Here is a 23,408-nt window from a genome sequence, read left to right as displayed (position 1 = left end):
TACCTGCACGCCGTTGCCGATGCCGTCCAGGAGGTTGTTAATGTCACCGGCGCGCGAATCCAGCGACTGCGCGGTGAAGAAGTTGGTGGGATTATCGAGGGCCGTGTTGACCTTCTTGCCGGTGGCAAGGCGGTTCTGCGTGGTCGCGAGCAGATCGGCGGTCGACTGCAGCGAGAGAAGGTTCTGGCGAACCGAAGCGGAGAGAACAATACCTGACATAACTCATATCCTTCTGGATGAACACAATTGACGCAACGCCGCAACTTCGTTGGGCGTCCGTGCCACACTGGTCCTCCACCGCTACCCGCAGGTTAACGCGACGATCCGTACGAATACGAAAGGCCGAAAAAATCTTGCCCAATCTCATTTATGGTAAACAGAGTCTTACCGATGCAGGCCCGCGACCTCGACGCCAGCGGATGCGGCATCGCCGATCGATCGCGCAAGGTCTCTGATAGCTGCGCATCGAGCCGCCGAACGATCGATCGTCGAGGAAGATCTGGCCGCTAGTTCGACTGGACGACGCCGCTGAAACGCGACCGGGCTTCGGCAAGACATTCGCTAACGACCGCCAGCAGCGCCCCCGGCGTGAACGGCTTGCGCAAGCAGCGCGCGGCACCGAGCTCGAGCGCCATGCGCAGGAAGTCCGGCGCCGGCGAATCGAGATTGGCAAAGGCGTATCCCGACATCGCAACCAGGGGAACCGTCGGCGCGCGCTCGTGGAATATCCTGATCGATTCGAAGCCGCGCATGTGCGGCATGAAGATGTCGACGAGCATCAGGTCGAAGCCGGAATCTTCCAGCGCACGAAGCCCGGCTTCGCCGCCATCGGCGATCGTCACGTCAAAGCCGTGACGATCGAGATAGATCTCGATGGCCGCGCAGACCATCGGATCGTCATCGACCACCAGGATACGACGCATGACCACCTCTCTCGTGGCGGCGGGCGCTCAATGCGCCAACCCCTCCTGAGAAGGGACGACCCTTCCTGAAAAGGGACGACCTTCCACACGATCGCGCAGGCGGTTTTGCCTTGCGAATCAGTGCGCTACCGCATTTCTGCGGCTAATCGCCGGGCTGTCTGCCCTCTACAGTGTATAAGGCCGGTTCCCCAACCTGGCGCCGTCAGAGCGGGAATTTATGCTCGGTCCCGGCACGCGACGCCCGCGCCATCGTTGACGCGAGACCTTCGATCGGCCGCGTTCGATGCAAGCGGCATTGCGCCCTCTCAGTAGTTGCGGGTCTGGCATTCGCGTCGTTCTGCCCGCATCTCGAAACGGCCTCGGCGGTGCTCTGCGACGGACCGGCGCTGACCGATGCGCTCGTCGTAGAGCCGGCGCGGCCTCCGTCGTCGTCAACGCGGATTTTCGAGCCGCCGCCGAGCAGGGCCGCGCGTTTCAAGAACACCTGGCACGGCATGAGCAGCCCGGGTTGATCGAGCGCCCGGCGATGTGCTGCACGCAGCAAATGCGTCTCACCCGGTCGAGCCGCGCTTGTCGCGGCTATATTGCCCGCGCGGGACTTTTGCGGCGGGCGCTCACCTCTCTATTATGCGGCCCGGTGCGGGCGCTGGCTGCGTGCGTCTATTTTGCCTGTTCTGCTTGCAGGGAAAATGTGCAAGGATCGCCCTGCATTTCGGATTGCGCATTGGACGCCAGAGACCGGCTTGGCCCGTAAGGCAGGAGACTGCTTTGGATTCAGCCCCTCGTTCTCAGAATGGTTTTCTGTCCTCGCTGACCGCGGACGACTTCGAACTGATTCGTCCGCATCTGCGTGCCTCCGATCTCAGCCAGGATATGGTGCTGGTTGAAGTCGACGAAACGCTCAAGCGCGCTTACCTCCCGCACAAAGGCGTCATCTCGCTGGTCGTCAAGCTCGCGCGCGGCGAGCACGTTCAGATCGCGATGATCGGCCGCGACAGCATTTTCGGCGCATTCTCCGCGCTCGGCGACCCGGTTGCGCTGAACAGCGCCGTGGTGCTGGTGCCCGGCGCCGCCTCGACGATCGATCTCGACCAGCTTCGTTTTGCCGCAGACCAGAGCGCAACGCTGCGTGCCGCGCTGGCGCGGCACGGCCTCGCCGTCTATGCGCAAATCCAGCAAACTGCCGGCTGCAACGCCTCGCACACGGTGGAGTCCCGGCTGGCGCGATGCCTGTTGCATACGCGCGACCTTTCCGGCAGCGACAAGCTCGTCCTGACCCAGGAAGCGATGGCCCAGATGATCGGCGCGCGCCGCAACAGCGTTTCGCTGGTGGCCAACACGCTGCAGCACGCGAACTTCATCCACTACAGCCGCGGACATATCGAAATCACCAACGTGGACGGCCTGATCAAGACCTCCTGCGAGTGCTACGCGACGGTCAAGTCGCAGTACACGAGGCTGCTGCAATCGCGCATCCACTGCGCGGCCGCATGACCGCTTGCCACGACCGACGGCGGCGCGGCCCGATCTGTGATATGCATCGCGCCGTCGTTGCGCGCGAGGATTGCGCAATCCCCTAACCCCTTACCGTATTATTACGACCAATCGCCGCCTCTTCGGCGTTTCGACCGGCGCCGAGTTAACGCGCTGTTCAATGAGCCCTGATACTTGTCACGGTGCTGACGGGTGCGGGTTCGAGAAAAGGCAATCGAGACTCCTTCGCGTGCAACGCGCATTCACCTGTGTTCGGCGGCCTGCTGTTTGCGCGGAGTTAAGGACATGGCTTTTGATTTGTCGATGCCGATCCTGGTGGTCGATGACTACAGCACCATGATCCGTATCATCCGCAACCTTCTCAAGCAGCTCGGATTCGAGAATGTCGACGACGCCAGCGACGGATCGGCCGCGCTCGCCAAGCTGCAGACCAAGCGCTACGGCCTCGTGATCTCCGACTGGAACATGGAGCCGATGACCGGCTACGAGCTGCTCAAGGAAGTCCGCGCCAGTCCGGAATTTTCCAAGACGCCTTTCATCATGATCACGGCTGAATCCAAGACCGAAAACGTCATCGCCGCGAAGAAGGCCGGCGTCAACAATTACATCGTCAAGCCGTTCAACGCCGCGACGCTGAAGACCAAGATGGAAGCGGTGTTTCCCGACGCAGCCGGCTGACATCCGCCGGGAGCGCATCGCTGTCTCCAGGGCGACGCGGCATATCCGTTACATCCGCCGCTGCCGATAAAACGACCTGCGCGCGGCGCTTCTCACAAGATGTCTTTTCGAGAGCCGGACCGGTTCGCACCGCGCCGCCGATGCGGGTTAGCCGTACTACTACGGTTAGAGATTTTCACTTCCGGATAACGTTGACTGAGGATAGTTGCGGGGACCAACGGAGTCCCCTCATGTTCACGTTTGAAACCAGCGATCAGAAGGAAGTGCGGCGTTTCCGTATCGCCCAGTTCAATGGCAGGACCGCAACTGTGCGTTCGGCCCAATCGCCGGTCACCGGCCACGTTCGATCGATCGTGGAAAACAAGTCGAGCGTTCCGGCGGCGTGGACCATCACGATCATCCCGGAAGCGCCCAAGCCGACGCTCTCGTTGCGGCCCGCGCCGCGCGCCCGGTCCTTCATGGAAGACCACTGCTGAACGGCAGAATGCGCGATCTGGAGCCTTCTCCGTTTCAACGAAATCGAAACGCAGCTCCAGATTCCTGATTTGACGCGTTTTCTCGACGCGAACCGGTTTCCACCCTCGGATCAAGTCCGAGGGCATGCTTCGCTCGAAAACGCTGTGGCAATCCCGCTCGGCCGGCCTGCCCCCTCAGGACATATTGACAGCCTGAAGCCGCGCGCTCAGTGGCGCATCGCAGGCACCATTTTCGGCAAAAATCAGGCGGGCTGCAGCAGCGCCTTGCGAACCAGATCCGCGGTGTTGCGGGCGCCAAGCTTGCGCATGGCCTCGGCGCGATGGCTCTCGAATGTCCTTGGACTGATACTCATCCGCAAGGCGCCTTGCTTGTTGGAACAGCCTTCGCTGATCAGGTTCAGCACCTCGCGCTCGCGCTTGGTCAGCGGCTTCTGGCCGGTCTCCGCGGCGAACATCAGGCCCGGCCTGCGGGCGCCATCCGCGGGGTGGCGGGCCCGGGCCTCGCTTGCATTCCTGCCAGCGGCATCGGAGGCCGGCGCCGGATGATTGTCCGACATCTGCTTCACCAGCGCGCAGACGCGCTCGGTTTGCTGAAGCGCGTTCTCCACCACCTGTTGGAGGTAGAGCCGGTTGCCGGGCGCTTGTGAAAACTGGTGGCTGTGCTGCTTGATCTCATTCATGTAGAGCAGCAACGCCGTCAGGGGCCCGTTCAACTGCCGGGCAATCGCAGCGCTCGCCTCTTCCGCGGCACGCGCGCGCGCTGCGGACAGTTGGACGATCTCAGGATTCTCTTCGTGAGGTGTGATGCTTTCCATCCACTTCGTGAAGTGCGAATCAACCGCGCGATGGTCTTGTGCTGACATATAACTATTTTATCGGCTCCATCCCTCTTTCATGGTTAATTTCCGAACCAGTAAGACTACGGAAAAACCGATCGGCGCACCCCGCCCGCGGGCTAAAACCGGCCAAAATTCACTCCGAATCGGCGGTTCTGGATCGAACTGGATCGTCAAAAGGTAAATGCCGTAGCCCGTTACCCCCGCATTTTTACGGTAACTACATTTGCTTTGTTAATAGACTTCAACCGGATTCGCTTACCCTTCCGAACCGTTCGGCACCCCACGTCCACGCCACCGTCCGGCGCGACATTCCGCGTGCCTGGCATCGCCCGGAGTGAGAGATCGTCGGACTGAGAGGTGAGACCAGGATCCGGCTATCGTGGCGAAGAATCAGGGGCGACGCAGCTTGAGGAACTTTTCGAGAAATCGTCCCGAGACGACAAGCCTGAACCACCAATAGGCCATCCGCCGCGCTTTCATCGGTTCGATCCTTGCTGGCTGGGGCGGCCGCGCTCCGCCGCGGCTTAGCGCAAGCTCCGACACGGGCGTATGATTTGCCTCACAACTGGCAACTGGCCGCGAAAACGCGAGGGGGGCGAAGCCGCCATTTTCGCCGCTTCCGGTTTCAGGCTGCGGCAGCCTCGCAATGATCGAGGCCCAAAATCATCCCGCAACGAATCCAAAAAGGAGACGGCGATGTCGCAAGCAAAGGGATCATGGATGAGAATGGCCGTGCTGGCCGGCGCCTTGGCGTTCAGTTCGGGTGCGGCGGCACAAACCACATCGCCACCGGCTGAGAACGCGGCGCCGACGGCCGACAACGCCGTGATGCTGACCGTGTTCTTAAAGCACGACCAGTCGCGGCCGCTGAGCGAGCTCAACGCGCAACTCCAGCGCCGGGGCTATTACAAGGCTTTCCCGCCTGAAGGTGTCGAGGTCGTGAGCTGGCATGTGATGATGGGAGTAGCCCAGGTGGCGACGCTGCGGCACCGAGTTCTATCCGACCTATGACTACAAGGCGACCGGCATCGCGGCGCACGAGAAGGCGCAGTAGGGCGGCGCTGAACAGTTCCGATGGGATGCCCCCGAGGGATCAGCCGAGCCTGGAGATCTGTTCCTCGGTCACGACGCGCTCGATGTTCTCGGTCTTGCTCTTGATACGATAGCGCGGGCGGCCGTCGGCCTCGATCGGCAGGCAGGTAACGATGGTGTAGATGCTGCGTTCCTTCGCCGTAGCGCGGCCCTGCGGGCCCTGCTGCTGGTGATGAACGTCGTCGTTGATCGCGAAATTATGGGCCATCGCCGGTCTTTCCGTTGAAAAAAGGCTTGTAGACTCAACGGCCTCGCAAGGCAACAGATCGTTCGGCGGATTTAACCTTGAAGACCTCGGGTTCCACCCGTCAGGCCATCCAGAGCGCCTTTCGCTTGGCCACCCGCGCGATCGAGTTTTCTATTGCCGGACCGGACAAGGTCTTGTCGCGCAGGCCCTGTTCGACGTGTTCGGCGACGGCGGCCATTTCCTGTTCCTGATCGAACAGGTTGTTGCCGATGCAGAGCATGTCCATGCCCGCTTTCAGCGATTGCAGGCTGGCCTCCCTGGTGCCCAGGGCCTTCTGCAATCCCTGCATCTGCATATCGTCGGTGATCAGCAGCGTGTCCGGAAGGCGCGTGCGCAAGCGGCCAAGCCCTGCCGCGGACAAGGTCATCGGATGATCCTTGTCCCATTGCCTCACGATGGCATGGCTGACCAGCACGGCATCGCCGAACATCTTTGGCGCGAGCGAATAGAACAGCTCTTCCTGTTCATCCCGGAGGGCATCGGAGATATCCATGAATTCCTGATGCGAATCCACCACGGCGCCGCCGATGCCGGGGAAATGCTTCAGGCACAGGCCGATACGCTGCGCCCGCGCCACCTCGCTTGCCAGCAGCGCATTGGCTTCCACCTCGGCGATGTCGGCGGAGTAGGAACGCTTGATGCTGCCGATATTGGGATTTTCCGGGTTGTAATCGACGTCGATCACGGGCGCGAAATCATAGTGAATGCCAAGCCGCCGCATCTCCGCAAAGCTCGCAGTGAGGATCGCGCGCTGGTGATCCGGCGCGAGATGGTTGAATTCCTTTGCGCTCGGCAACGGCGCAAAGCCGCGGCTTTCCTTCAGCCGCCGCACCAGGCCGCCCTCCTGGTCGACGAACACCATTGGGCCTGACGGCAGCGCGGCAATCTCCTCACAAAGGCGCTGCACCTGTTCGGGGGATTCGATGTTGTTGTCGTATTGTTGCGTCCGGCAGGAATAGTCGAACAGGATCACGCCGCCGAGACCGTAGCGGGCGGCGAATTGCTTCAGCCACACCGGGACGGTCTTGCCGAAGAAGCCGAGGATGAAGAGTTCGCCGATGAGCATGTGAGCCTTAAGAATAGCGCTTTGAGGCCGGCCAGGCCAAGTTCGGCAAGTAACCGCGCCACGCATGGGGAAGATACCTGACACCCCCGCGTCACACCAACTGGGTGATCCTGCCAGTGGAGTGACCTTGATCACATCGCATCGCAGCCAGCGCCTCTAGGGATGGATCATCGCAGGGCGATCCTCGCTCTGCCCAACCCAGGAGACGTCCATGACAAAGATCAACAAGATCATTACCGCCGCGATTGCTGCTCTGGCGTTGACCACGGCTTCTTTGGCCATCCCCAGTCAGGCTTTCGCTGGCGGTCACGGTCACGGTGGGCATGGCGGCCACGGCGGGCACGGTGGAGGCCACGGCCATCACGGGCACCACGGGCACCACGGGCATGGCCATCATCACCATGGTCATGGTCATCATCATCACGGCCATCGCCATCATTTCCACGTTTATAACAGCTGCTGGAAATGGAGCCCCTACGGCCCGGTCAACGTCTGCTACCGCTATTGATTCGAGACGAAGGAAAGAAACTCGTCCGGGCCGAGCGGCTCGGGCGAGTTTTTCGATTCCATCATGACCACCGTGATCGTCTGCCTGGGCACGGCAACGAATCTCGTTGCAAGCTCATCGGCCTGCCCGATCGGTGCGTGTGTGCCAATAGCGCGTCCTGAAGTTACCTTATCCTGAAGCCGACCATCCTGGCTTCCCCCGCTGCGCCAATGCATTCGCGACAGCCGGGGTGATCTGCTGGCTCTGCGCTATGCCAGTTCAGAGGCAGCTGTCCGATCCTGACGAGACCTGGTCAGAACCCAGCCGCCCTCGAAGCCACAGGCTCGATGAGAGCTTGAGTCTCATGTTTGCTCTGTAAGCGCCACGTCCTTGAACGAACACGTCCTTGAACGCATTTGCCTCGGCTTCGCGTTCAATGCGCGTCGAACGGAACCGGCAAAGAAAGCCGGGTTCCGGTGGCGGTAAGCTGGATGTGTGATGGGTCGCACATTTGTCGGGACGCAAGTGAGCTAGGCTTTTGTTCGCGAGAGGTGCTGTGGGGAGACTTCGCCCGCGTTAGCGCGGCTCAGACGCCTTCTCTGGCACGAACGAACAAAACCGAAAGCGTGTACAAGCAATGTGGCGCATCTCAAATTTCCGATCGATCAATCCTGTCGCGCACCGATCATTGCGGTCAGGATTTCGTTACGCGATTTCATCGGCCATGGCGCGAGCAGTTGTGGTTGTTGCTTGCTGTCTCGTCGCGCCGATCAACCTCCGCCCTGCTCTTGCCGACGCCGCGTCCGATCGGGCAATGGCCACTCGCTACGAGCAGGCGGCGCAAGCGGGCGATGATGATGCCCAGTTCTATCTTGGAGCGCTCCATTCAGCAGGTGTCGGTCGTCCGCGTAGCGACCAGGAGGCATTTCGCTGGTTCTCGCGCGCTACCGACCAGGGGCACTCCCACGCCATGCTGATCGTTGCCGGCCTCTATGCGAGCGGGCGCGGCATAACAAAGGATAATGTGAAGGCCTATAGCTGGGCCTATATCGTCGCTTCGGCGGGCAAAGTCGATGAGGACCGCAACGGTGCGCGGCAACTGATGTCGCTGCTCATGAAGCGGATGACGAGCGACGAGATCGGCCGTGCCGTGGTCGCCGCAAGAGCCTGGCGCGCCGTTCGGACTGCTGGTGCAGGCAAGTCTCCGCATATCGAAAGAGCTGGAGACGTGGACCAGCCCGCGGTGGCTGCGCCCCCACCCCCGCCCCCGCCGGCGATCGTGCAGGCAGCGCCCGCAGCCCAGCCGTCGTCTGTGGTCTCGCAGCCCGCGTCATCCAACGTCACGGTATTGCCGGCATCCCCCAAGGTCACGTCGGTACCGCCAGTGAAGAATGCAAAGCGAGATGATGCTCGCGATCTGCTCGACCAGGTTCCGCCGAACCTGCGCAAGCGATTTGGCTTCTGATTTAAGGGGACGCACCATGAAATTGCATCATCTCGTCGCAACCGGAATTCTGGCGATCGCAGCAGCAGGGGCGGGCTATTACGGCTATTCCCGTTTCCTTCATCCGCCGTTGGTGACCACCGGGATTGCGAGCGTCGCGCCGGTTTCCGAAGCCGTTTACGGAACAGGCACCGTCGAGCCTGAGCGCTGGGCCAAAGTGGTGCCGCTGCAGCGCCGCCGGCTGGTCGAGCTTTGCAGATGCGAGGGACAGGTGGTCAGGGCCGGCCAGGTCCTCGGCCGCCAGGACGACGCCGAGGAGCGCAGCGCGCTCGATCAGATGGAAATCAATCGCGGCCAGCTCGAACGCGACCTGGCGCGCGCCGAGAAGGATCGCGACAAGAACGACGCCGCGCGTACCGAGTACGAGCAGCGCTGGACCAAGCTCGAGGAAGCAAAATCGCGGATCGCCGCGCAGAAGGTGCACCTCGACTCGCTGCTGCTGCGAGCTCCGCTCGACGGCATGGTGCTGCGGCGCGACGGCGAGGTCGGCGAGATCGCCGGTCCCACCGATGTCCTGTTCTGGGTGGGACCGCCTGCCCCGATGCAGGTCGTTGCCGAAGTCAATGAGGAGGAGATCAACCGCATCGCGTCTGGCCAGAAGGCTTTTCTGCGAAGCGAGGCTTTCCCCGGACGGGCCCTGCGCGCCAACGTCTCCCAGATCACGCCCAAGGGTGACCCGACCCGCAAGACCTTCCGCGTCTACTTGCGGCTGCCACAGGATACGCCGCTGCGGATTGGCATGTCGGTCGAGGTCAATATCATCTTCCGCGAGAAGCAGGCGGCGATCGTCGTGCCGGCAGAAGCCGTCACAGGCGATTCTGTTCAGATCATCGATGACGGCCGGATCAGACGTGTGCCCATCAAAGTCGGCATCCGCGGCAGCCGCAACACCGAGATCATCGGCGACGTATCCAAGGGCGACCCTGTGCTTTCGCCCGCACGCACGGATCTCGCTGACGGAGCCAGGATTCGCATCGACAACAGCCTGACCAGAGCCGTGGAGCCTGCGGCCGTGAGTGAGCCGACCGATCAGCCGGGCGTAACACCCGAGGCTGCCGTGGTCGCCTCGGTCACCACAGCGCCTTCAGATCCCGACGATGCAGTGATTTCGGCAGCAATGACCGCCCACATCGATTCCGTCGTCAATGACGCGCGTCGCAACATCATCAGCAACAGCCGGTAGCCGCCGTGAAACTTCTGTTCAACATCGCATGGACCCATGTCAGCTCCCGGGTGCGGCAGACCCTCGTGGGTATGGCTGGCGTCGCCATGGGGGTAGGCTTCACCATCATGATGGCGGGCCTAATGCAGGGTTCGCAGCTCGACTTCCTGCGGCAGCTCGTTGACACCATGCCGCATATCACGATCGAGGACGAGCGGCGCTCCGTGCCGACGCAACCGGCAGACCAGGAATATGGCGCGGTCCAGATGTCCGACATCGCCAATGTCGGCAAACGTCCTGGCATTAAATATCCGGAGTCGGTGATGAGCTCACTGCGCTCGTGGATACCTGGAGACGTGGCTCCCTCGGCGAAGACCACCGCTATCATCAATCACGGCGGCGCGCGCATCGGCATCACCTTGAGCGGCATCGACACCCGCCGTGAGGTTCAGGTCTCCAAACTCGCCTCGCAAATGCGTGAAGGAAAGCTCGACGACCTTTCACGTGCGCCGAACGGCATTATCATGGGTGAGGCCCTGGCCGAGAAACTCGGCGTAAAAACCGGCAACACCGTCCTCTTGATCGGCGGCCAGGGCATCCAGCTGAATTCGACGGTGGCCGGGCTGTTTCGCTCCGGCCTGAAGCGCGTCGATGAGAGCCAGATCTATTCGCTGATGGGGCCGGCGCAGGTCATGATGGGGCAAAGCGGGGTCGTCAACCAACTCCGACTGCGGTTGAACGATCCCATGTTGGCGCAAAAGGTCGCCGCCCAGGTCGAAGCGCAGACCGGCTACAAATCTGTGTCCTGGCAGGAAGCCAATGCCGACCTGCTGTCATCCTTTACCGTGCGCGATTTCATCGTGCTCACCGTGATGGGTGCGATGCTGCTGACATCCTCCTTTGCCACCTACAACATCATCTCGACGATCACGCACGAGAAGCGCCAGGACATCGCGATCATGAAATCGCTGGGCATGCGCGAGTATGCGGTGCGACGGATTTTCATCATCGAAGCCGCCATCATCGGCCTGGTCGGCATCCTGTTCGGGTGGATTCTCGGTTACCTGCTCTGCTACGGCTGGTCGAAGATCACGATCTTCAATCCGCTGACAGGCACGACCGTTCCGCTGCAGATTTATTACTCGCTGATGCACTATGTGGTCGTCGGCGGCATATCCCTTGTCTGCTGCGCCGGGGCCGCCTATTTCCCTGCGCGCAAGGCAACGTGCGTGCATCCAGTTGACATCATCCGGGGAGCATCATGACCGAGGTCGCTTTGCAGGCGGTGGAGCTGGTTCGCCGCATCGAGGGCGCTGTTTCGCACACCCTCGTCAACGGTATCGATCTTGCGGTGAACAAGGGCGAATTCGTCGCCATTACCGGGCCGTCGGGATCGGGCAAATCGTCGCTGCTCTATCTCCTGGGCCTGCTCGATGCGCCCAGCGAAGGCGAGGTCATTATCTGCGGTCAGCCGACCTCGAAACTGTCGGAATCGGACCGGGCCGATGTCCGCCTGACCAAATGCGGCTTCGTGTTCCAGTTTCATTTCCTGCTTCCGGAGTTCACCTCGCTCGACAATGTGCTGCTGCCGATGCGTGCCGCGGGCAGGATGGCTGAAAGCGAGATGCGCGAGCGCGGCCTTGCTCTGCTCGGCTCGCTTGGACTTGCCGAGCACGCCAACAAACGCCCCAACGCGCTCTCCGGCGGCCAGCGCCAGCGCGTCGCCATCGCCCGCGCGCTCGCCAACCGCCCCGAGATCATCGTGGCCGACGAGCCGACCGGCGCCCTCGATACGGCATCGACCGAACAGGTGTTTTCGATCCTCCGCGACATCGCGGACCAGGGCCAGACGGTGGTCGTGGTGACCCACGATCCAGCGCTGGCCGCCCGCGCCGACCGCCGCATCCACATCGTCGACGGCAAGATCGCCGAGATCACCGAACGGGATGCAGGCAAGCTCGTTTGTGCGGCGGAAGGTTAGTCCTTGGATCACGTTTGGCAGAGGAAGGGTGTGAAGCCCGGATTCATCAAACAATCGTGCTCAGGTCTCCGGTTGAAGTGATTTGGCTCTCGCACTGCGGCTTTCTAGCTTGCCGTGCGCAGGCTTCCGATAGGCAACCTTCAGATCGCCGGCTCATTTGTCTGCATTCGGCGATCTCGTATGCAGGTCCGTATGGCGGCGGGTTCAACGAGATTGTGGCTTCGCCGCTCAAGCGCAGGTCTATGGCTCTCGCTCTTGTTTCTGCTCGGCTGGACGCGAGCCATTCTTGCGGATCCTGAGATGGACGCGCACGTACGAGAGATCGTGACGGAGAGCATTGCTCCGGAGACGACGACCGGCCATTCCGGCGGCGTCGCAGCCGCCGTTTACGTCGCCGGTCATATACAGTTCTTCAATTTCGGGTTCGCTGATGAGGCCGAGAGGCGGCCTGTCACGTCGGATACGCTGTTCAATGTCGCTTCGGTGCGAAAGCTGTTCGAGGCAACGCTGGTCGCGCTCGGCGTGCTCCGCAGCGAATTGAAGCTGGACGACCCCGTCAACAAATACGTCGCCGAATTGCACGGCGATTATATAAGTCGGATAACCATCGGCCAGCTCGCGACCCAACATCCGGTCTCTTGCTGCCGACCGATCATCCGCCGTGGCCAAACGCCTCGTACTCCCTGGCCGAATTCGTCGACATGCTGAACGCCTGGACGCCGCGCGACGGCGAAGAGCCCGGCAAGCAGCGCGTCTATAGTCACGCAGGCTACGTCCTGCTCCAGCTCGCACTTGAGCGCCGCTACGGCATTCCGATCGGACAACTCATCGAAAGCCGTATTCTGACGCCCCTCGGCATGCATTCGACGCTGATCCCGGAACGCGGGCGGGATAACCGTGCGATCATGCCGCCGGAGCTAATACAGAAGACCGTCCAGGGTTATTCCGACCGGGGCACGCCGATTGGTCCTCCCGGAAACCAGCAGGGCTATTTCGACTTTCCGAGCACCGGACAGATGTTTTCCTCCGCGCGCGACCTCGTCACCTTGATGGCCGCCTGCATCGACGGCAACCTGGCCGATCCGCAATTGCGCGAGGCCTTGCGAATAACCCAGCGCGAGGTATTCCATGTTGACCAGGAGTTCGGACAAGCGATGGCTTGGGAAAACGTAGATCTTGGCGACCTCGACATCATCGACAAACCGGGCGGTCTCAATAATGCGTCGGCCTATGTGGGACTGGTGCCGGCGAGAAAGATCGGGTTGCTTCTCCTGGCGAACCGCGGCGAATTTTCTCATGAGATCGGCCGCTATCACATCCTCCCGGCGTTAGCGCGACAGTAGGTTGAGATGCAGCGGAGAGGTCGATCGTGATGGCCGGCTCGGAAGGCAGTCGCCTGCTGGCACGGTACGAGGCACGCCAGGCGTTTTTCGTTGTCTGAGTGGCTGGGTCTGAGCGGTTAGCGGAGAGGAAGGGATTCCCCACCGGCCAGAATCAAAACGCCGAAAACCCTAAAAAATAAGGCTCGCCGACAACCCGGCTCGTTGTCAGTGTACCACCCCCGTGTACCACACGGCGACACACCGAGCTTCATTTTTTCTGCCTAAAGTCTCTCGCCCCGAGGCTCTTCGCACGCCAATGCGGCCAGCATGGAGTAGCAAAAGAAGTCCAGCGGCGTGAGCTTGCTACCGGCGATGCGGTACTCGGTCGTCACGATCGGAAATCGACTAGTTATGAAGTGACGCACACTTTCGAGACTCAGCTTATCCATTAAGAGACGTTCCCTCGCTTCTCGCCCGGGGCTTTGGCGGCTGACTCATAAGGCGTCCGAGCAATCGTCGCCTCGAACGGTGAACCGGCAAATTGCCCGATAGAATAATATTCTTTATTCGATTTTAGGTTGCGCCTAAATGGGGTTTGAGGTCTGATCGTCACCGCTCCAGCGTCAGGCGGAGCTAGGCTCCCGCGGGGGCTGCAGCGGTCACGAGATCATAGATAAAGGGGACACGAGTAACCCAAGGTTCGGCTCGTCAGCTCCGCAAGTTAGCCGGCGCAACGCTCCGCAGGTCCGGCCCAGTAACGGAAACCACCATCGAGTCGGGGAGCAAGCGGGCTCCGTCAACCGCGAAGCGATCGAAGCGTCGGTGGCAGCCCTAGGCGAGCAACTTCGCAAAAGTGTCGTCGACAACTGACACCTTTGCTCTGGACGATCAACAAGGGTTCAAGGGGAGAAGAACATGGCTCATCCAATTCAATTCGGCTTGACGCCGGAAAAGATCAGCAACTGGCTTCAAAACCTCGAGCGCTTCGATCCGGATCTCGCCAAATCGATCAATGCCCGCACCGCTGCCATGCAGCCGGCCGCGCGCCAAGTGATGGGATTGGAGGCGGCCGTCGCCGAGGCGGCGCCGCCGCTGGATGTACCGATAACGATCGAAACGATGGTCCGCCCTGGTCGGCCGGTAGTGCCGATCAAGGGAGACACGGTTGTGGGCACGCCGGCGTTCATTGAGCCCCCGGATGGGGAGATGATGGTGCAGCGGCTCTTGGCTGCGGCCGACAACATCAAGCCCGTCATTCCACTAGTCGGTCGCATCGATGTCGCTAATTTCCCACGAAATGCGAGCTTCATCGGCACCGGTTGGCTTATCGCGCCTGACATCGTCGTGACCAATAGCCATGTGGCCGAGCTGATCGGCCGCCGCGACGGCCGCCGCTTCACCTTCTTGCCTGGTCGGTTCGGCGATCCGATCGTCACCACCGTGAACTGGAAGCACGAGATGGACAGCGACTTGAGCGTCGCCAGTCCGGTCGAAAGCATCATCTTCATCGAGTCGCGACAGGTCGCCGATATCGCTTTCCTGAAGATCGGCCGCAGCAGCGACGGCGGACAGCAGGACCGTGTCCTGCTTGCCGACACCGATGCCGCCGCAGGCACATCGGTGGCCGTCATTGGCTATCCGGCGCGGGCGGGGGAGGATGTCATCCCCGATCAGGCCTGGATGGAACGTGTGTTCGGTGGTCGCTACGACGTCAAGCGCGCCGCGCCTGGCGTCATGATGCCGAATTCACGCGGCTGGGCGACCCATGATTGCACCACGCTTGGGGGCAATTCGGGCTCGGCGGTCATCGATCTCGCGACTGGCAAAGCGGTCGCGCTGCATTTCGCCGGCGCCTATGTCCTCGAGAATTATGCCGTGCCGGCCTCCACCATCCGCAACTATTTGAAACGCCGACCGTGGGAGACCCCGGAAACAGTCGTAACCAACCGCGGCGGCAGCGGTCAGGCAACTGCCGGCGTAACACAGGCACCACCCCCGGCGGCGTTGGCAGCCACCGGGCAAGCCGCCTCCGTCTCGATCACACTTCCTCTCACGATCACGGTCTCGATCGGCTCCCCGATCGCCGGGGGCGGAATCGCGCTGGCAACAACAACGGAGACTGCTCCGATTGAGGACGCGGTGCGTCGCTTCGCGGCTGCCTTTCGGGGCGACGGCATCCTAGCCGTCCGCTCCGGCCTCGTCGTCAGCAACGGCGAGTTCACCGATACGGCTTGCGTCAATGTTGTCACCCATCCCGACAAGATCGCGGCGGTGCGCGCGCGCGCTCCCGCGGCGTATCTCGGCCATCCCGTCGACGTCCGTACGGCCGGCATCGTCGACATGCTTGGCGGCCCGGACCTCGTCAGCGAGGCCGCGGTCACCTCGATCGCTTACAACGACGATGATCGGACTGGGGCCAAATTCAGCTTTGGTCAGGTCAATGAAGAGATGGAGTTGACCTGCTGTGTCGGGCCTGAACGTAGCTGGTCGGTGCTGTCGGACTACATCGCCAACGCCCAGGGCCGCATGGTGTCCTCGATGTACGAATTCCATGCCGAGCACATCGCTGACGCCATTCAGGAGCGGCTTGAAGACGGTGTCGAGATGGACTTGGTGATCGACAACGCTACGCGCGTCACCAGGGCAGGCGTCAAGGACGGCGACTTCAACCGCAAGACGGTGTTCCGGAAGTGGGCGAACGATTTCAACTTTGATCGAATATACGCGCCGGAGGGGGCGAACGGCCTGATCGCCGACTCCTACCACATCAAGGTGACGGTGGATGACAGTGATCGGTTCTGGCTGTCGAGCGGCAACTGGAAAAATTCGAGCCAGCCCAATATCGACCCCGCTGACCTCAACGATCTCCAGGCCATCAGGGCGAAGAAGGGAAACCGTGAATGGCACGTGGTGATCAAGAACAAGACACTTGCCACCCGGTACCGCAGCCACATCCTCGCCGATCTGGAGTTCTCCAAGGAGAACGGGGGAACCGAAGAGGCGGTGATCGAGGACGTCCTGGTCGACGTTCCCGTTGCGATTGAGGAGTCCGTCGCATTCGAACTGGAAGCGCGCGCGGCATCGCGCATTTTCGATCCGATCACGATCAACCGTCGCGTCAAGGTCAAGCCGCTGCTGACGCCCGACAAGAAAGGCAAGGTCTATACCGACGCCGTGCTGGATCTCATCGAATCAGCGGACGACGAGCTGTTGTTCCAGATTCCCTACATCAACTCCTTCAAGGACAGCGCCGCAGGCAACCTCGAAAAACTGGTGAAGGCGCTCATCAAAAAGTCGAAAGAGATCGAAACCGTGCGGGTCATACTGCGCTCGGACCACGGCACCTGGATCCCGTGCGCTGAGGATCTCAAGAAGCGCGGGCTCAACCTGAACAAGTGCCTGCGGCACCTGCCAAGCACGCATACCAAGGGCATGATCGTCGACGGCAAGCGCTGCCTGGTCGGTAGCCACAACTGGAGCGGCAACGGGGTTACCCTGAATCGCGATGCGAGTCTCCTGTTCGACGACAGCGACGTCGCCCAGTATTACCGCCAGGCCTTCGAGCTCGACTGGGATCGTGCATCGCGGCCGGTCATTCCGGAATCGGCAATCACCGAAGCGCCGCGCATCGCCGATCCCGAAAGCGCGGTCCCACAAGGCTTTCGCCGCATGACGTTGGAGGAGTTTCTTGAAGGATGAATCGTGTCGGGCTTGGATTGGTCTCCCTGACGGAGATTACCGATCTCGATTCATGCCCGCTCCGCTGCAGGCCATGTTCGATCCGGATCTCCAGGCCAAGCAACCCTTGAGCCGAAGTTTAGTTTGTTTCGTCGGAACGAATTGGACCTCGGTACGGCAGGCGAGAAGGTGAGACGACGAACGACGTCTCGCGTTCGTCGCCAACATCGGCGATCAAAGGAGCGATCTCGCGAAAGGTCATGTGAAACGACAACGATGTCCGGAACCAGTATGGCTGCACCTCATGTCACGGGCGCGGTCGCACCGGCGTTGTAGTATTGCGCGAAACGGGTTGGCGATTCCCAACGCCATTCAAATCGCCGCGGCGCTGCGGGGCACGACGCAGAACTTCAGCGACCGACGTACGCCATCGCTCGGCTACGGTGCGCTGGATGCGAGAGCGTTGTTGGGGGCGTTCGATACCAGACCCGAGCGCTGATCGCTTTACGTTCGGCCGATCGGCGGCGGCCTATGAAACGCCCTGACACGTCTGCGCATCGATCACCAAATACCGAAAACGCTTGAAGCGCTCCCCTTCCGAGTGGTTGGCGCACGTGGCCCATCAGTAGGAACGCGGGAAGGGAGCACATCGTCTGTCAGGGGAATGCTCCGGATGACGCTGGATGCAAGATGCTTGTAGCGGAGGTCCGCCTTGCACCGTGACCGGCCCTTGGCAGGCATAACTATTTTATGAATGGGGATGAAGCCGTCCGCCAATCTTTTTACTAACGAGGGGGTTGCACAGCCTCAAACTCAAGGTGTGCGGATTTAGGTGGGTATTAGTTTCGGCAAATGGCGGAGAGGGAGGGATTCGAACCCCCGATAGGCTTGCACCTATGCCGCATTTCGAGTGCGGTGCATTCGACCACTCTGCCACCTCTCCAGGCGCCATGACGGGCAGATTCGGCCCGCGGTCGGGGCGAGTTCTAGGCGAGGATGGCGGGCCAGACAAGGCGCAGGGCCAAGAAATCCGTGCCGGCCCCGGGGAGCAAAAAAGGAGCCCAAAATGGAGCATTTGACGGTTCAGGCCAATGGCGCGACGCTTCACGTGGCCCGCATGGGGGCCGGGCGACCGCTGCTGTTGCTGCATGGCTGGCCCGAATTCTGGCTGACCTGGGAGCCGGTGATGACGCGGCTCGCCGATCGCTTCACGCTATATGCACCCGACCTGCGCGGCTTCGGCGACAGCGACAAGCCGGAGGGGCTGTTCGGACCCGACCAGCAGGCCGCCGACATGCTGGCATTGATCGATGCGCTTGGCCTCGCGCAGGTCGGCATCGTCGGTCACGATGTCGGCGGTGCATTGATGCAGCCGCTGGCGCGGCTGGCGCCCGAGCGCATCGCCGGGCTGTTCTTCTTCGATTTCGTCTATCCCGGAATAGGGCCCCGGATGGCGGAGCCGGAGCGCCTCAACAACATCTGGTATCAATCCTTTCACCAGATGGAGATGGCGCCTGCCCTCGTCGGCGCGAGCCGCGAAAGCTGCCGGCTCTATATCGGGCATTTCCTAAGAGCGTGGTCGCATCGTAAGCACGTCTTTGACGATCAACTCGAGGCCTTCACCGACAATTTCCTCAAGGACGGAAACCTTGCCGGTGGCTTCGCGCATTACCGCGCAGCCCATGCCGGCCGGGTCAGGATGATGAAGGGCGAAGCGCCGGCGTCACCGCCGATCGGCGTGCCGACCTGTGTTCGCTGGGCCGAACATGATCCGCTGTTTCCCTATGAATGGACCGACCGGCTTGGTGAGACCTTTACAAATCTCGATCTCGCGATGTTTGGGGATGTCGGTCACTTCCCCCATCGCGAGGATCCCGATCGCGCCGCATCGGAGATCGCGGCGTTCTTCACGCGCATCGGCTGGAGCTGAGAAAAAAATGGTGGGACCGCCAGACGCGACAAAATACCGGCGGTCCCGTGCCGCTGCTTTGAAATTCCGGCCGGGAAGTGCGGCTTCGCCGGCCAGGCGGAGCGACGAAATGACGGTAGCAACCGCTATGGAAACGGCAACGCGAACCCGGTCTTAACCTAACCAGTCAACCTTACTACCCGCGAAAAACGTTAATCCCGCCCCTTCTTGGCCTTCTTCTCGTCCTTGCCGTTGTCCTTGCCGCTCTCCTTGCGCCGATTGGTGAAGCGCGCATTGCCGAGACCGGTGCCGATGGTCAGCACGCCCCAGCGCTCGACGTCCTGCATGAAGGGAACTTCGGAAAGGCCCTGCACGACGCCGTCATTGTGCATCAGCACGGCTGTGTCGTGATCGCCGATCTGCGGGATAGCCTCCACTAGGCTAGCCGGCAGGTTGAACTTGCTGCTCTCCCAATTGCCCGGCAGGTTCTGTGCGCCCTTTTCGATCGAGCCGTCCGCGTCGATCACGCCGGGACAGGCGATGCCGATGAAGGGCGCGAGCTTGAGGCCGTCGGTCTCGGCCGCGGTGATCAGCTCCTTCAGCATCTTGACCAGCCGCTTTACCGCGCCCTCGCGCGTCGGCTCATCGTCGGCGTGCCGCCACAGTTCGGATTTCCACACTTCGGCCTTGGAAAGATCGGGCGCCTTCTTCCAGCGCGTATCCACGACGCCGCAGCGGATGTTGGTGCCGCCGATATCTACTGCAAGGATGCTGTCATGGCCCTCGAATATCCATGACGGCGCCAGATGCAGCGTGCCGAGCAGGCCAGCATCATCGGGATGAAAGCGGATCGGCACCAGATCGACATCGAAGTCTTCGGCCTTGAGGATGAGGTCAGTGCGGGCGATCGCGAGCTCGCCGACCCGGCTCTGCCTGAAGCCACCGCCAACCACGATGCGCTCGGTATCGGCCCACGCCTTGGTCTTGAGAAACCGCCCGGTCACATAGGCCAGCTCCTGGGCGAATTCCTCGATCGCACCGTGCACCAGGGCTGCGGCACCAACGTCGTTGCCGACCAGCGCCTCATCGAGCTCGGTCTTGGCGATCTCACCGGCGGACTTTTTGCCCAAGGGATCGTCGCCGTTTTTCTTCAGCGGCTTGCGCAAGCCGTCCAGGATCTTGCGGAAAGCCCCCTTGCTGGCGCGGTCGCCGAGAAAGCCTTCGTCGTCCTTCAGTTCGACGTTGAAACTGTCGACCTCGACCGACGGCAGGCGGGTGGCGCCGTGGCGGGCGATGCCCGTGGTCGTTGTGGTGTCTTCAGCCATGAGTCCTGAGCCCCTGCCGGATTTCGCTGGCGACAACGGGCGGGGAACCCTTTGGTTTCAAAAGAGGGCGAGTAGCGAATGGCGAATACCGAATAAAAGGTGGCTGGGGAGGCCTCCCCATTCGCTATTCGCCACTCGCCATTCGCCCTTTCCGGCCCAAATCCTGCATTTTTGGCCGGTTTTTGGGTCTCTTTGCCTTGACTCGCGGCGTTCTGCGGCTATAAGTCCCCGCATCCGGCGCGGGATTTCTCGCGCCGCTTGTTTTTGCGCGAATTCTTAAGGGGCTCGCCCTCGTTCTATGGGGCTCTCCCTGGGCCGCGCGAAAATCGTACCCATAACGACTGACCAAAAAGCCGACCCGGGCAAGCCCTGTTGGGAATATGTCCGAGGCCGGGATCGAACACGAAGGAAAAAAACGATGTTCGCAGTCATCAAAACCGGCGGCCGGCAATACCGCGTCGTTCCGGATGATGTGCTCGAGATAGGCAAGATCGCCGGCGATGTCGGTACGATCGTGCAGCTTGGTGAAGTTCTGGTGGTCGGCGGTGACACGCCGGTGTTGGGCACGCCGACGGTGGCAGGCGCTACCGTCGCGGCCGAAGTGCTGGATCACAAGCGCGGCCCCAAGGTGATCGCGTTCAAGAAGCGTCGCCGCAAGAATTCGCGCCGCAAGCGCGGCTATCGCGACGAGATCACGGTGCTTCGCATCACCGAGATCCTGACCGATAACGCCAAACCTTCGATCGGCCCGCGGCCGAAGAGGGAAAAGGTCGTGGCGCCCGCCGCCGAGGGTGACGAGGCGCCGGCCAAGAAGAAGGCGCCCGCGAAGAAGGCTGCGGCGAAGCCCGCAGCAAAGAAGGCCCCGGCCAAGAAGGCCGCCGCGAAGGGCAAGAGCGACAAGAAGTGATACGCTTCAACGAAAAGTTGAAGCGCGACAAAAAGTGAAATGATTCCATCACGGAATTGATCTAAAGATCTTAGCGAAGTCGGAGACGGGCCATGGCTCACAAAAAAGCAGGCGGTTCATCGCGAAATGGTCGCGATTCAGCGGGCAAGCGCCTGGGCATCAAGGCCTATGGCGGCGAGCACGTGATTCCCGGCAACATTATCGCGCGTCAGCGCGGCACCACTTGGCATCCCGGCCTTAATGTCGGCATGGGCACCGACCATACTCTCTTTGCCAAGGTCGAAGGTCATGTCGAATTCCGTGCAAAAGCCAATGGCCGCACTTTCGTATCGGTAGTCCCGATGGCGGAGGCGGCCGAATAGACGGTGGACACATATGAGTCCGCCGGGTCCTGTTGAACCGGCGGAGTCGAAAAGGGCTCCAAGGGGAGGCGGGAAACCGGCCTCCCCTTTTTATTTGCGCATTTTTGCAATCAGGAGCCCGACATGTTGCAGGACATCCCGATCCCAACGCCGGTCTTGCGTGAAGCAAGTAGCTGCGTCCTCGAGACCGAACGGCTGACGTTGCGCCGGCCGACGCTCGCGGACGTAAAAGCGATTGCGCATCTCGCCAATGATCGCCGCATTGCGGAAAACACCCGCCGCCTGCCGCATCCCTATCTGCAGGACCACGCGGTCGAATTCGTGCGCGCGACATCCACTGATAACCGCGAGACCGTGTTTCTGATCGAGCAGAACTATTCGCCCATCGGCATGGTCGGTATCGACCGCAGCGAACGAGGCGCGCCGGAACTCGGCTACTGGCTCGGCGTCGCTCATTGGGGCCAGGGCTTTGGCACCGAGGCCGCGCGCGCGGTGATCGACTTTTTCTTCGAGGAATTCGATGCCGAGCACCTGATTTCAGGCGCCCGCGTCGCCAACCCGGCCTCGCGCAACATCCTGGAGAAATGCGGCTTCCAGTGGAACGGCGTCGAGCTGCACCGCTTCGAGGCACTGGGATCCTCGACCCCGGTCGACCGCTTCCGCCTGACGCGCGGTGTCTGGTCGTCGCTGAAGAACTGGGGGAGTTCGACGAGGCGAGAGCGGTAGCTAACCAAGACAGCGGTTGTCGTCCCCGCGAAAGCGGGGACCCATACCGCAGGATCGCGTTGCTCCGCCAAGCTGTTGCTCCAGCTCTCATCAACAATTGACGACGGTGGTTATGGGTCCCTGCGTTCGCAGGGACGACGGCTGTGCAAGTCGCTCACGCCGGCGGATTGACCACCGTTTCCTCGCGGCCCAACTTCTGTTCGCGCAGGAAGATATAGAAGCCCGCACCTATGATGATGGCGGCGCCGATCAGGGTCGACAGCGACGGCACGTCGCCCCACACCACAAAGCCGAAGATCACCGCCCATACGATCATCGAATATTGATACGGCACCACGACGCTGGCCGGCGCCAGCTTCAGCGAGCGGTTGATGCATAACAGCGCGGCGACCGAAACAATTCCAGCCGCGGCGAATAGAGCCAGACTGCCGAGGGTCGGCGTCACCCAGCCGATCGGTGACATCAGCGCGCCAAGCAGGAACGTCCCGCCGAATTGCGATGTGGTCAGCACGATATCCGGCGTCGACCGCAGCGACCGCGTGATCAGCATCAGGAACGCAAACGACAGGCTGCCGCCGAGGGCAATCATCGCCGGCCAACTCACGGTTTGCGTGGACGGGCGCAGCGCGATCAGGACGCCGCAGAACCCGATCAGGATCGCGGTCCAGCGCCGCCAGCCGACCCGCTCGCCGAGCACGATGCCCGAGAGCGCGGTGACGAAGATCGGCGAGGCCAGGTAATAAGTGATGACGTCGGCGAGCGGCAGATAGACGGTGGCGAGGAAGAAGGCCGCGACTTCGAGCGTCGAAAGCGTCACGCGCAAGAGCTGCAGCCATGGCCGTTCGATGCGGGAGAATTCGGCGCGCTGCCTCCAGATCACCGGCAGCAGCACCAGCAGCGCCGCGCAGGCGCGCAGCCACAGCAACTGCCCGACCGAATAGGTCGCGACCATGTATTTCCCGAGCGCATCGCCGAACGAAAACATGAAGATCGACAGCAGCATCAAGCCGATGCCGGCCAGCCGCGCGGAACGCTCGTCATAGGTGGAGATTTTGGCGAAGAGGCTCATTGGGGAGATTGGCGACCGCCTATTGTTCTTGCGCGGCTGTTTTAAAGACGTGGCTGCCCGGCACAAGTCCGGGCACGACGAATTGAACCAATTGTCGCAGCGATATCGGTGAGATACCGATACGCCGTGGACTAATGGCAAGACATCGCAGGGAAATCAGG

General features: G+C 61.5%; 22 protein-coding genes, 1 tRNA gene and 2 pseudogenes. 17 read left to right on the top strand and 8 right to left on the bottom strand.

Translation table 11 applies throughout. From position 1 onward, the window contains the following. Positions 1–219, bottom strand: a pseudogene (locus KIP88_RS13605) (flagellar protein); the annotation flags it as partial. A 287-nt stretch (positions 220–506) separates the two neighbouring features. Further along, positions 507–923 (bottom strand): response regulator, encoded by a 417-nt coding sequence (locus KIP88_RS13600; RefSeq protein WP_214488412.1) that lies wholly within the window; start codon positions 921–923, stop codon positions 507–509. Between the two features lie 768 nt (positions 924–1,691). On the opposite strand from KIP88_RS13600, the gene KIP88_RS13595 reads away from it, so the two are divergent. The 3 genes from KIP88_RS13595 (at position 1,692) to KIP88_RS13585 (ending at position 3,571) form a co-directional block, all read left to right on the top strand. Next, on the top strand, positions 1,692–2,417 hold the full coding sequence (locus KIP88_RS13595) for a Crp/Fnr family transcriptional regulator (protein ID WP_249790741.1): 726 nt from the start codon (positions 1,692–1,694) through the stop codon (positions 2,415–2,417). Positions 2,418–2,702: 285 nt separating this feature from the next. Then, positions 2,703–3,095 carry a response regulator gene (locus tag KIP88_RS13590; RefSeq protein WP_214488411.1) on the top strand — a complete coding sequence of 131 codons (393 nt, stop codon included), beginning with the start codon at positions 2,703–2,705 and terminating at the stop codon, positions 3,093–3,095. Between the two features lie 230 nt (positions 3,096–3,325). Further along, positions 3,326–3,571, top strand: a complete 246-nt coding sequence (locus KIP88_RS13585; protein ID WP_214488410.1) for a hypothetical protein — start codon at positions 3,326–3,328, stop codon at positions 3,569–3,571. Between the two features lie 242 nt (positions 3,572–3,813). Here the strand turns inward: KIP88_RS13585 and KIP88_RS13580 are convergent, their stop codons facing one another. Beyond that, positions 3,814–4,386 carry a LuxR C-terminal-related transcriptional regulator gene (locus KIP88_RS13580; protein WP_374226462.1) on the bottom strand — a complete coding sequence of 191 codons (573 nt, stop codon included), beginning with the start codon at positions 4,384–4,386 and terminating at the stop codon, positions 3,814–3,816. Positions 4,387–5,106: 720 nt separating this feature from the next. Between KIP88_RS13580 and KIP88_RS13575 the strand changes: the two are divergent. Continuing rightward, positions 5,107–5,464, top strand: a pseudogene (locus tag KIP88_RS13575) (hypothetical protein). A 39-nt stretch (positions 5,465–5,503) separates the two neighbouring features. Here KIP88_RS13575 and KIP88_RS13570 read toward each other — a convergent pair. Continuing rightward, positions 5,504–5,710: a hypothetical protein gene (locus KIP88_RS13570; protein WP_214488408.1), complete on the bottom strand. Its 207-nt coding sequence runs from the start codon at positions 5,708–5,710 to the stop codon at positions 5,504–5,506. 100 nt (positions 5,711–5,810) lie between these two features. Next, entirely contained in the window at positions 5,811–6,815 is a 1,005-nt protein-coding gene (locus KIP88_RS13565; protein WP_214488407.1) for a glycoside hydrolase family 3 N-terminal domain-containing protein, read from the bottom strand. Positions 6,816–7,026: 211 nt separating this feature from the next. Between KIP88_RS13565 and KIP88_RS13560 the strand changes: the two genes are divergently transcribed. The 9 genes from KIP88_RS13560 (at position 7,027) to KIP88_RS48490 (ending at position 17,285) form a co-directional block, all read left to right on the top strand. After that, positions 7,027–7,323, top strand: coding sequence for a hypothetical protein (locus KIP88_RS13560; RefSeq protein ID WP_214488406.1), 297 nt, complete (start codon positions 7,027–7,029; stop codon positions 7,321–7,323). Between the two features lie 793 nt (positions 7,324–8,116). After that, on the top strand, positions 8,117–8,767 hold the full coding sequence (locus KIP88_RS13555) for a tetratricopeptide repeat protein (RefSeq protein WP_214488405.1): 651 nt from the start codon (positions 8,117–8,119) through the stop codon (positions 8,765–8,767). A 16-nt stretch (positions 8,768–8,783) separates the two neighbouring features. Then, the gene (locus tag KIP88_RS13550; RefSeq protein WP_214488404.1) at positions 8,784–9,989 is read left to right on the top strand and encodes an efflux RND transporter periplasmic adaptor subunit; all 1,206 of its coding nucleotides are present in this window, start codon (positions 8,784–8,786) and stop codon (positions 9,987–9,989) included. A 5-nt stretch (positions 9,990–9,994) separates the two neighbouring features. Further along, positions 9,995–11,233: an ABC transporter permease gene (locus KIP88_RS13545; RefSeq protein ID WP_214488403.1), complete on the top strand. Its 1,239-nt coding sequence runs from the start codon at positions 9,995–9,997 to the stop codon at positions 11,231–11,233. Next, on the top strand, positions 11,230–11,949 hold the full coding sequence (locus tag KIP88_RS13540; RefSeq protein ID WP_214488402.1) for an ABC transporter ATP-binding protein: 720 nt from the start codon (positions 11,230–11,232) through the stop codon (positions 11,947–11,949). Before KIP88_RS13545 ends, KIP88_RS13540 begins: the two co-directional genes overlap by 4 nt. A gap of 300 nt (positions 11,950–12,249) precedes the next feature. Further along, the gene (locus KIP88_RS47860) at positions 12,250–12,657 is read left to right on the top strand and encodes a serine hydrolase (RefSeq protein WP_283848511.1); all 408 of its coding nucleotides are present in this window, start codon (positions 12,250–12,252) and stop codon (positions 12,655–12,657) included. After that, on the top strand, positions 12,588–13,292 hold the full coding sequence (locus tag KIP88_RS13535) for a serine hydrolase (protein ID WP_283848510.1): 705 nt from the start codon (positions 12,588–12,590) through the stop codon (positions 13,290–13,292). Before KIP88_RS47860 ends, KIP88_RS13535 begins: the two co-directional genes overlap by 70 nt. 894 nt (positions 13,293–14,186) lie before the next feature. After that, positions 14,187–16,970 carry a phospholipase D-like domain-containing protein gene (locus tag KIP88_RS13530; RefSeq protein WP_214488401.1) on the top strand — a complete coding sequence of 928 codons (2,784 nt, stop codon included), beginning with the start codon at positions 14,187–14,189 and terminating at the stop codon, positions 16,968–16,970. Between the two features lie 123 nt (positions 16,971–17,093). Beyond that, a complete protein-coding gene (locus KIP88_RS48490; RefSeq protein WP_374226460.1) occupies positions 17,094–17,285 on the top strand; it encodes a S8 family serine peptidase in 192 nt (63 codons plus the stop codon). 517 nt (positions 17,286–17,802) lie between these two features. On the opposite strand, the gene KIP88_RS13520 is transcribed toward KIP88_RS48490, so the two are convergent. Next, positions 17,803–17,892: transfer RNA gene (locus tag KIP88_RS13520), tRNA-Ser, on the bottom strand. A gap of 123 nt (positions 17,893–18,015) precedes the next feature. On the opposite strand from KIP88_RS13520, the gene KIP88_RS13515 reads away from it, so the two are divergent. Continuing rightward, a complete protein-coding gene (locus KIP88_RS13515; RefSeq protein WP_214488399.1) occupies positions 18,016–18,879 on the top strand; it encodes an alpha/beta fold hydrolase in 864 nt (287 codons plus the stop codon). A gap of 191 nt (positions 18,880–19,070) precedes the next feature. Here KIP88_RS13515 and KIP88_RS13510 read toward each other — a convergent pair whose 3' ends face one another. Beyond that, entirely contained in the window at positions 19,071–20,183 is a 1,113-nt protein-coding gene (locus tag KIP88_RS13510) for an ROK family protein (protein WP_214488398.1), read from the bottom strand. A gap of 418 nt (positions 20,184–20,601) precedes the next feature. Between KIP88_RS13510 and rplU the strand changes: the two genes are divergently transcribed. The 3 genes from rplU (at position 20,602) to KIP88_RS13495 (ending at position 22,178) form a co-directional block, all read left to right on the top strand. Next, on the top strand, positions 20,602–21,090 hold the full coding sequence (gene rplU / locus KIP88_RS13505; RefSeq protein WP_214488397.1) for a 50S ribosomal protein L21: 489 nt from the start codon (positions 20,602–20,604) through the stop codon (positions 21,088–21,090). Between the two features lie 92 nt (positions 21,091–21,182). Next, positions 21,183–21,452 (top strand): 50S ribosomal protein L27, encoded by a 270-nt coding sequence (gene rpmA, locus KIP88_RS13500; protein ID WP_065744718.1) that lies wholly within the window; start codon positions 21,183–21,185, stop codon positions 21,450–21,452. 123 nt (positions 21,453–21,575) lie between these two features. After that, complete coding sequence (locus tag KIP88_RS13495; protein WP_214488396.1) at positions 21,576–22,178, top strand: GNAT family N-acetyltransferase; 603 nt, start codon at positions 21,576–21,578, stop codon at positions 22,176–22,178. Positions 22,179–22,332: 154 nt separating this feature from the next. On the opposite strand, the gene KIP88_RS13490 is transcribed toward KIP88_RS13495, so the two are convergent. After that, a complete protein-coding gene (locus KIP88_RS13490; protein ID WP_214488395.1) occupies positions 22,333–23,247 on the bottom strand; it encodes a DMT family transporter in 915 nt (304 codons plus the stop codon). Between the last annotated feature and the right edge of the window lie 161 nt (positions 23,248–23,408).

This window comes from Bradyrhizobium sp. SRL28, from assembly GCF_018596315.1.
In the GTDB taxonomy this organism is placed as follows: Bacteria; Pseudomonadota; Alphaproteobacteria; order Rhizobiales; family Xanthobacteraceae; genus Bradyrhizobium.
This window is presented reverse-complemented; position numbering and strand designations above follow the sequence as displayed.

Bases quoted from the DNA above. Each gene is read 5' to 3' on its own strand.
- KIP88_RS13565 (WP_214488407.1), bottom strand. From the start codon at position 6,815: ATGCTCATCGGCGAACTCTTCATCCTCGGCTTCTTCGGCAAGACCGTC.
- KIP88_RS13600 (WP_214488412.1), bottom strand. From the start codon at position 923: ATGCGTCGTATCCTGGTGGTCGATGACGATCCGATGGTCTGCGCGGCC.
- KIP88_RS13585 (WP_214488410.1), top strand. From the start codon at position 3,326: ATGTTCACGTTTGAAACCAGCGATCAGAAGGAAGTGCGGCGTTTCCGT.
- KIP88_RS47860 (WP_283848511.1), top strand. From the start codon at position 12,250: ATGGACGCGCACGTACGAGAGATCGTGACGGAGAGCATTGCTCCGGAG.
- KIP88_RS13550 (WP_214488404.1), top strand. From the start codon at position 8,784: ATGAAATTGCATCATCTCGTCGCAACCGGAATTCTGGCGATCGCAGCA.
- KIP88_RS13580 (WP_374226462.1), bottom strand. From the start codon at position 4,386: ATGGAAAGCATCACACCTCACGAAGAGAATCCTGAGATCGTCCAACTG.
- KIP88_RS13570 (WP_214488408.1), bottom strand. From the start codon at position 5,710: ATGGCCCATAATTTCGCGATCAACGACGACGTTCATCACCAGCAGCAG.
- KIP88_RS13530 (WP_214488401.1), top strand. From the start codon at position 14,187: ATGGCTCATCCAATTCAATTCGGCTTGACGCCGGAAAAGATCAGCAAC.
- KIP88_RS13490 (WP_214488395.1), bottom strand. From the start codon at position 23,247: ATGAGCCTCTTCGCCAAAATCTCCACCTATGACGAGCGTTCCGCGCGG.
- KIP88_RS13590 (WP_214488411.1), top strand. From the start codon at position 2,703: ATGGCTTTTGATTTGTCGATGCCGATCCTGGTGGTCGATGACTACAGC.
- KIP88_RS13510 (WP_214488398.1), bottom strand. From the start codon at position 20,183: ATGGCTGAAGACACCACAACGACCACGGGCATCGCCCGCCACGGCGCC.
- KIP88_RS13540 (WP_214488402.1), top strand. From the start codon at position 11,230: ATGACCGAGGTCGCTTTGCAGGCGGTGGAGCTGGTTCGCCGCATCGAG.
- KIP88_RS13560 (WP_214488406.1), top strand. From the start codon at position 7,027: ATGACAAAGATCAACAAGATCATTACCGCCGCGATTGCTGCTCTGGCG.
- KIP88_RS13495 (WP_214488396.1), top strand. From the start codon at position 21,576: ATGTTGCAGGACATCCCGATCCCAACGCCGGTCTTGCGTGAAGCAAGT.
- KIP88_RS13555 (WP_214488405.1), top strand. From the start codon at position 8,117: ATGGCCACTCGCTACGAGCAGGCGGCGCAAGCGGGCGATGATGATGCC.
- KIP88_RS13515 (WP_214488399.1), top strand. From the start codon at position 18,016: ATGGAGCATTTGACGGTTCAGGCCAATGGCGCGACGCTTCACGTGGCC.
- rplU (WP_214488397.1), top strand. From the start codon at position 20,602: ATGTTCGCAGTCATCAAAACCGGCGGCCGGCAATACCGCGTCGTTCCG.
- rpmA (WP_065744718.1), top strand. From the start codon at position 21,183: ATGGCTCACAAAAAAGCAGGCGGTTCATCGCGAAATGGTCGCGATTCA.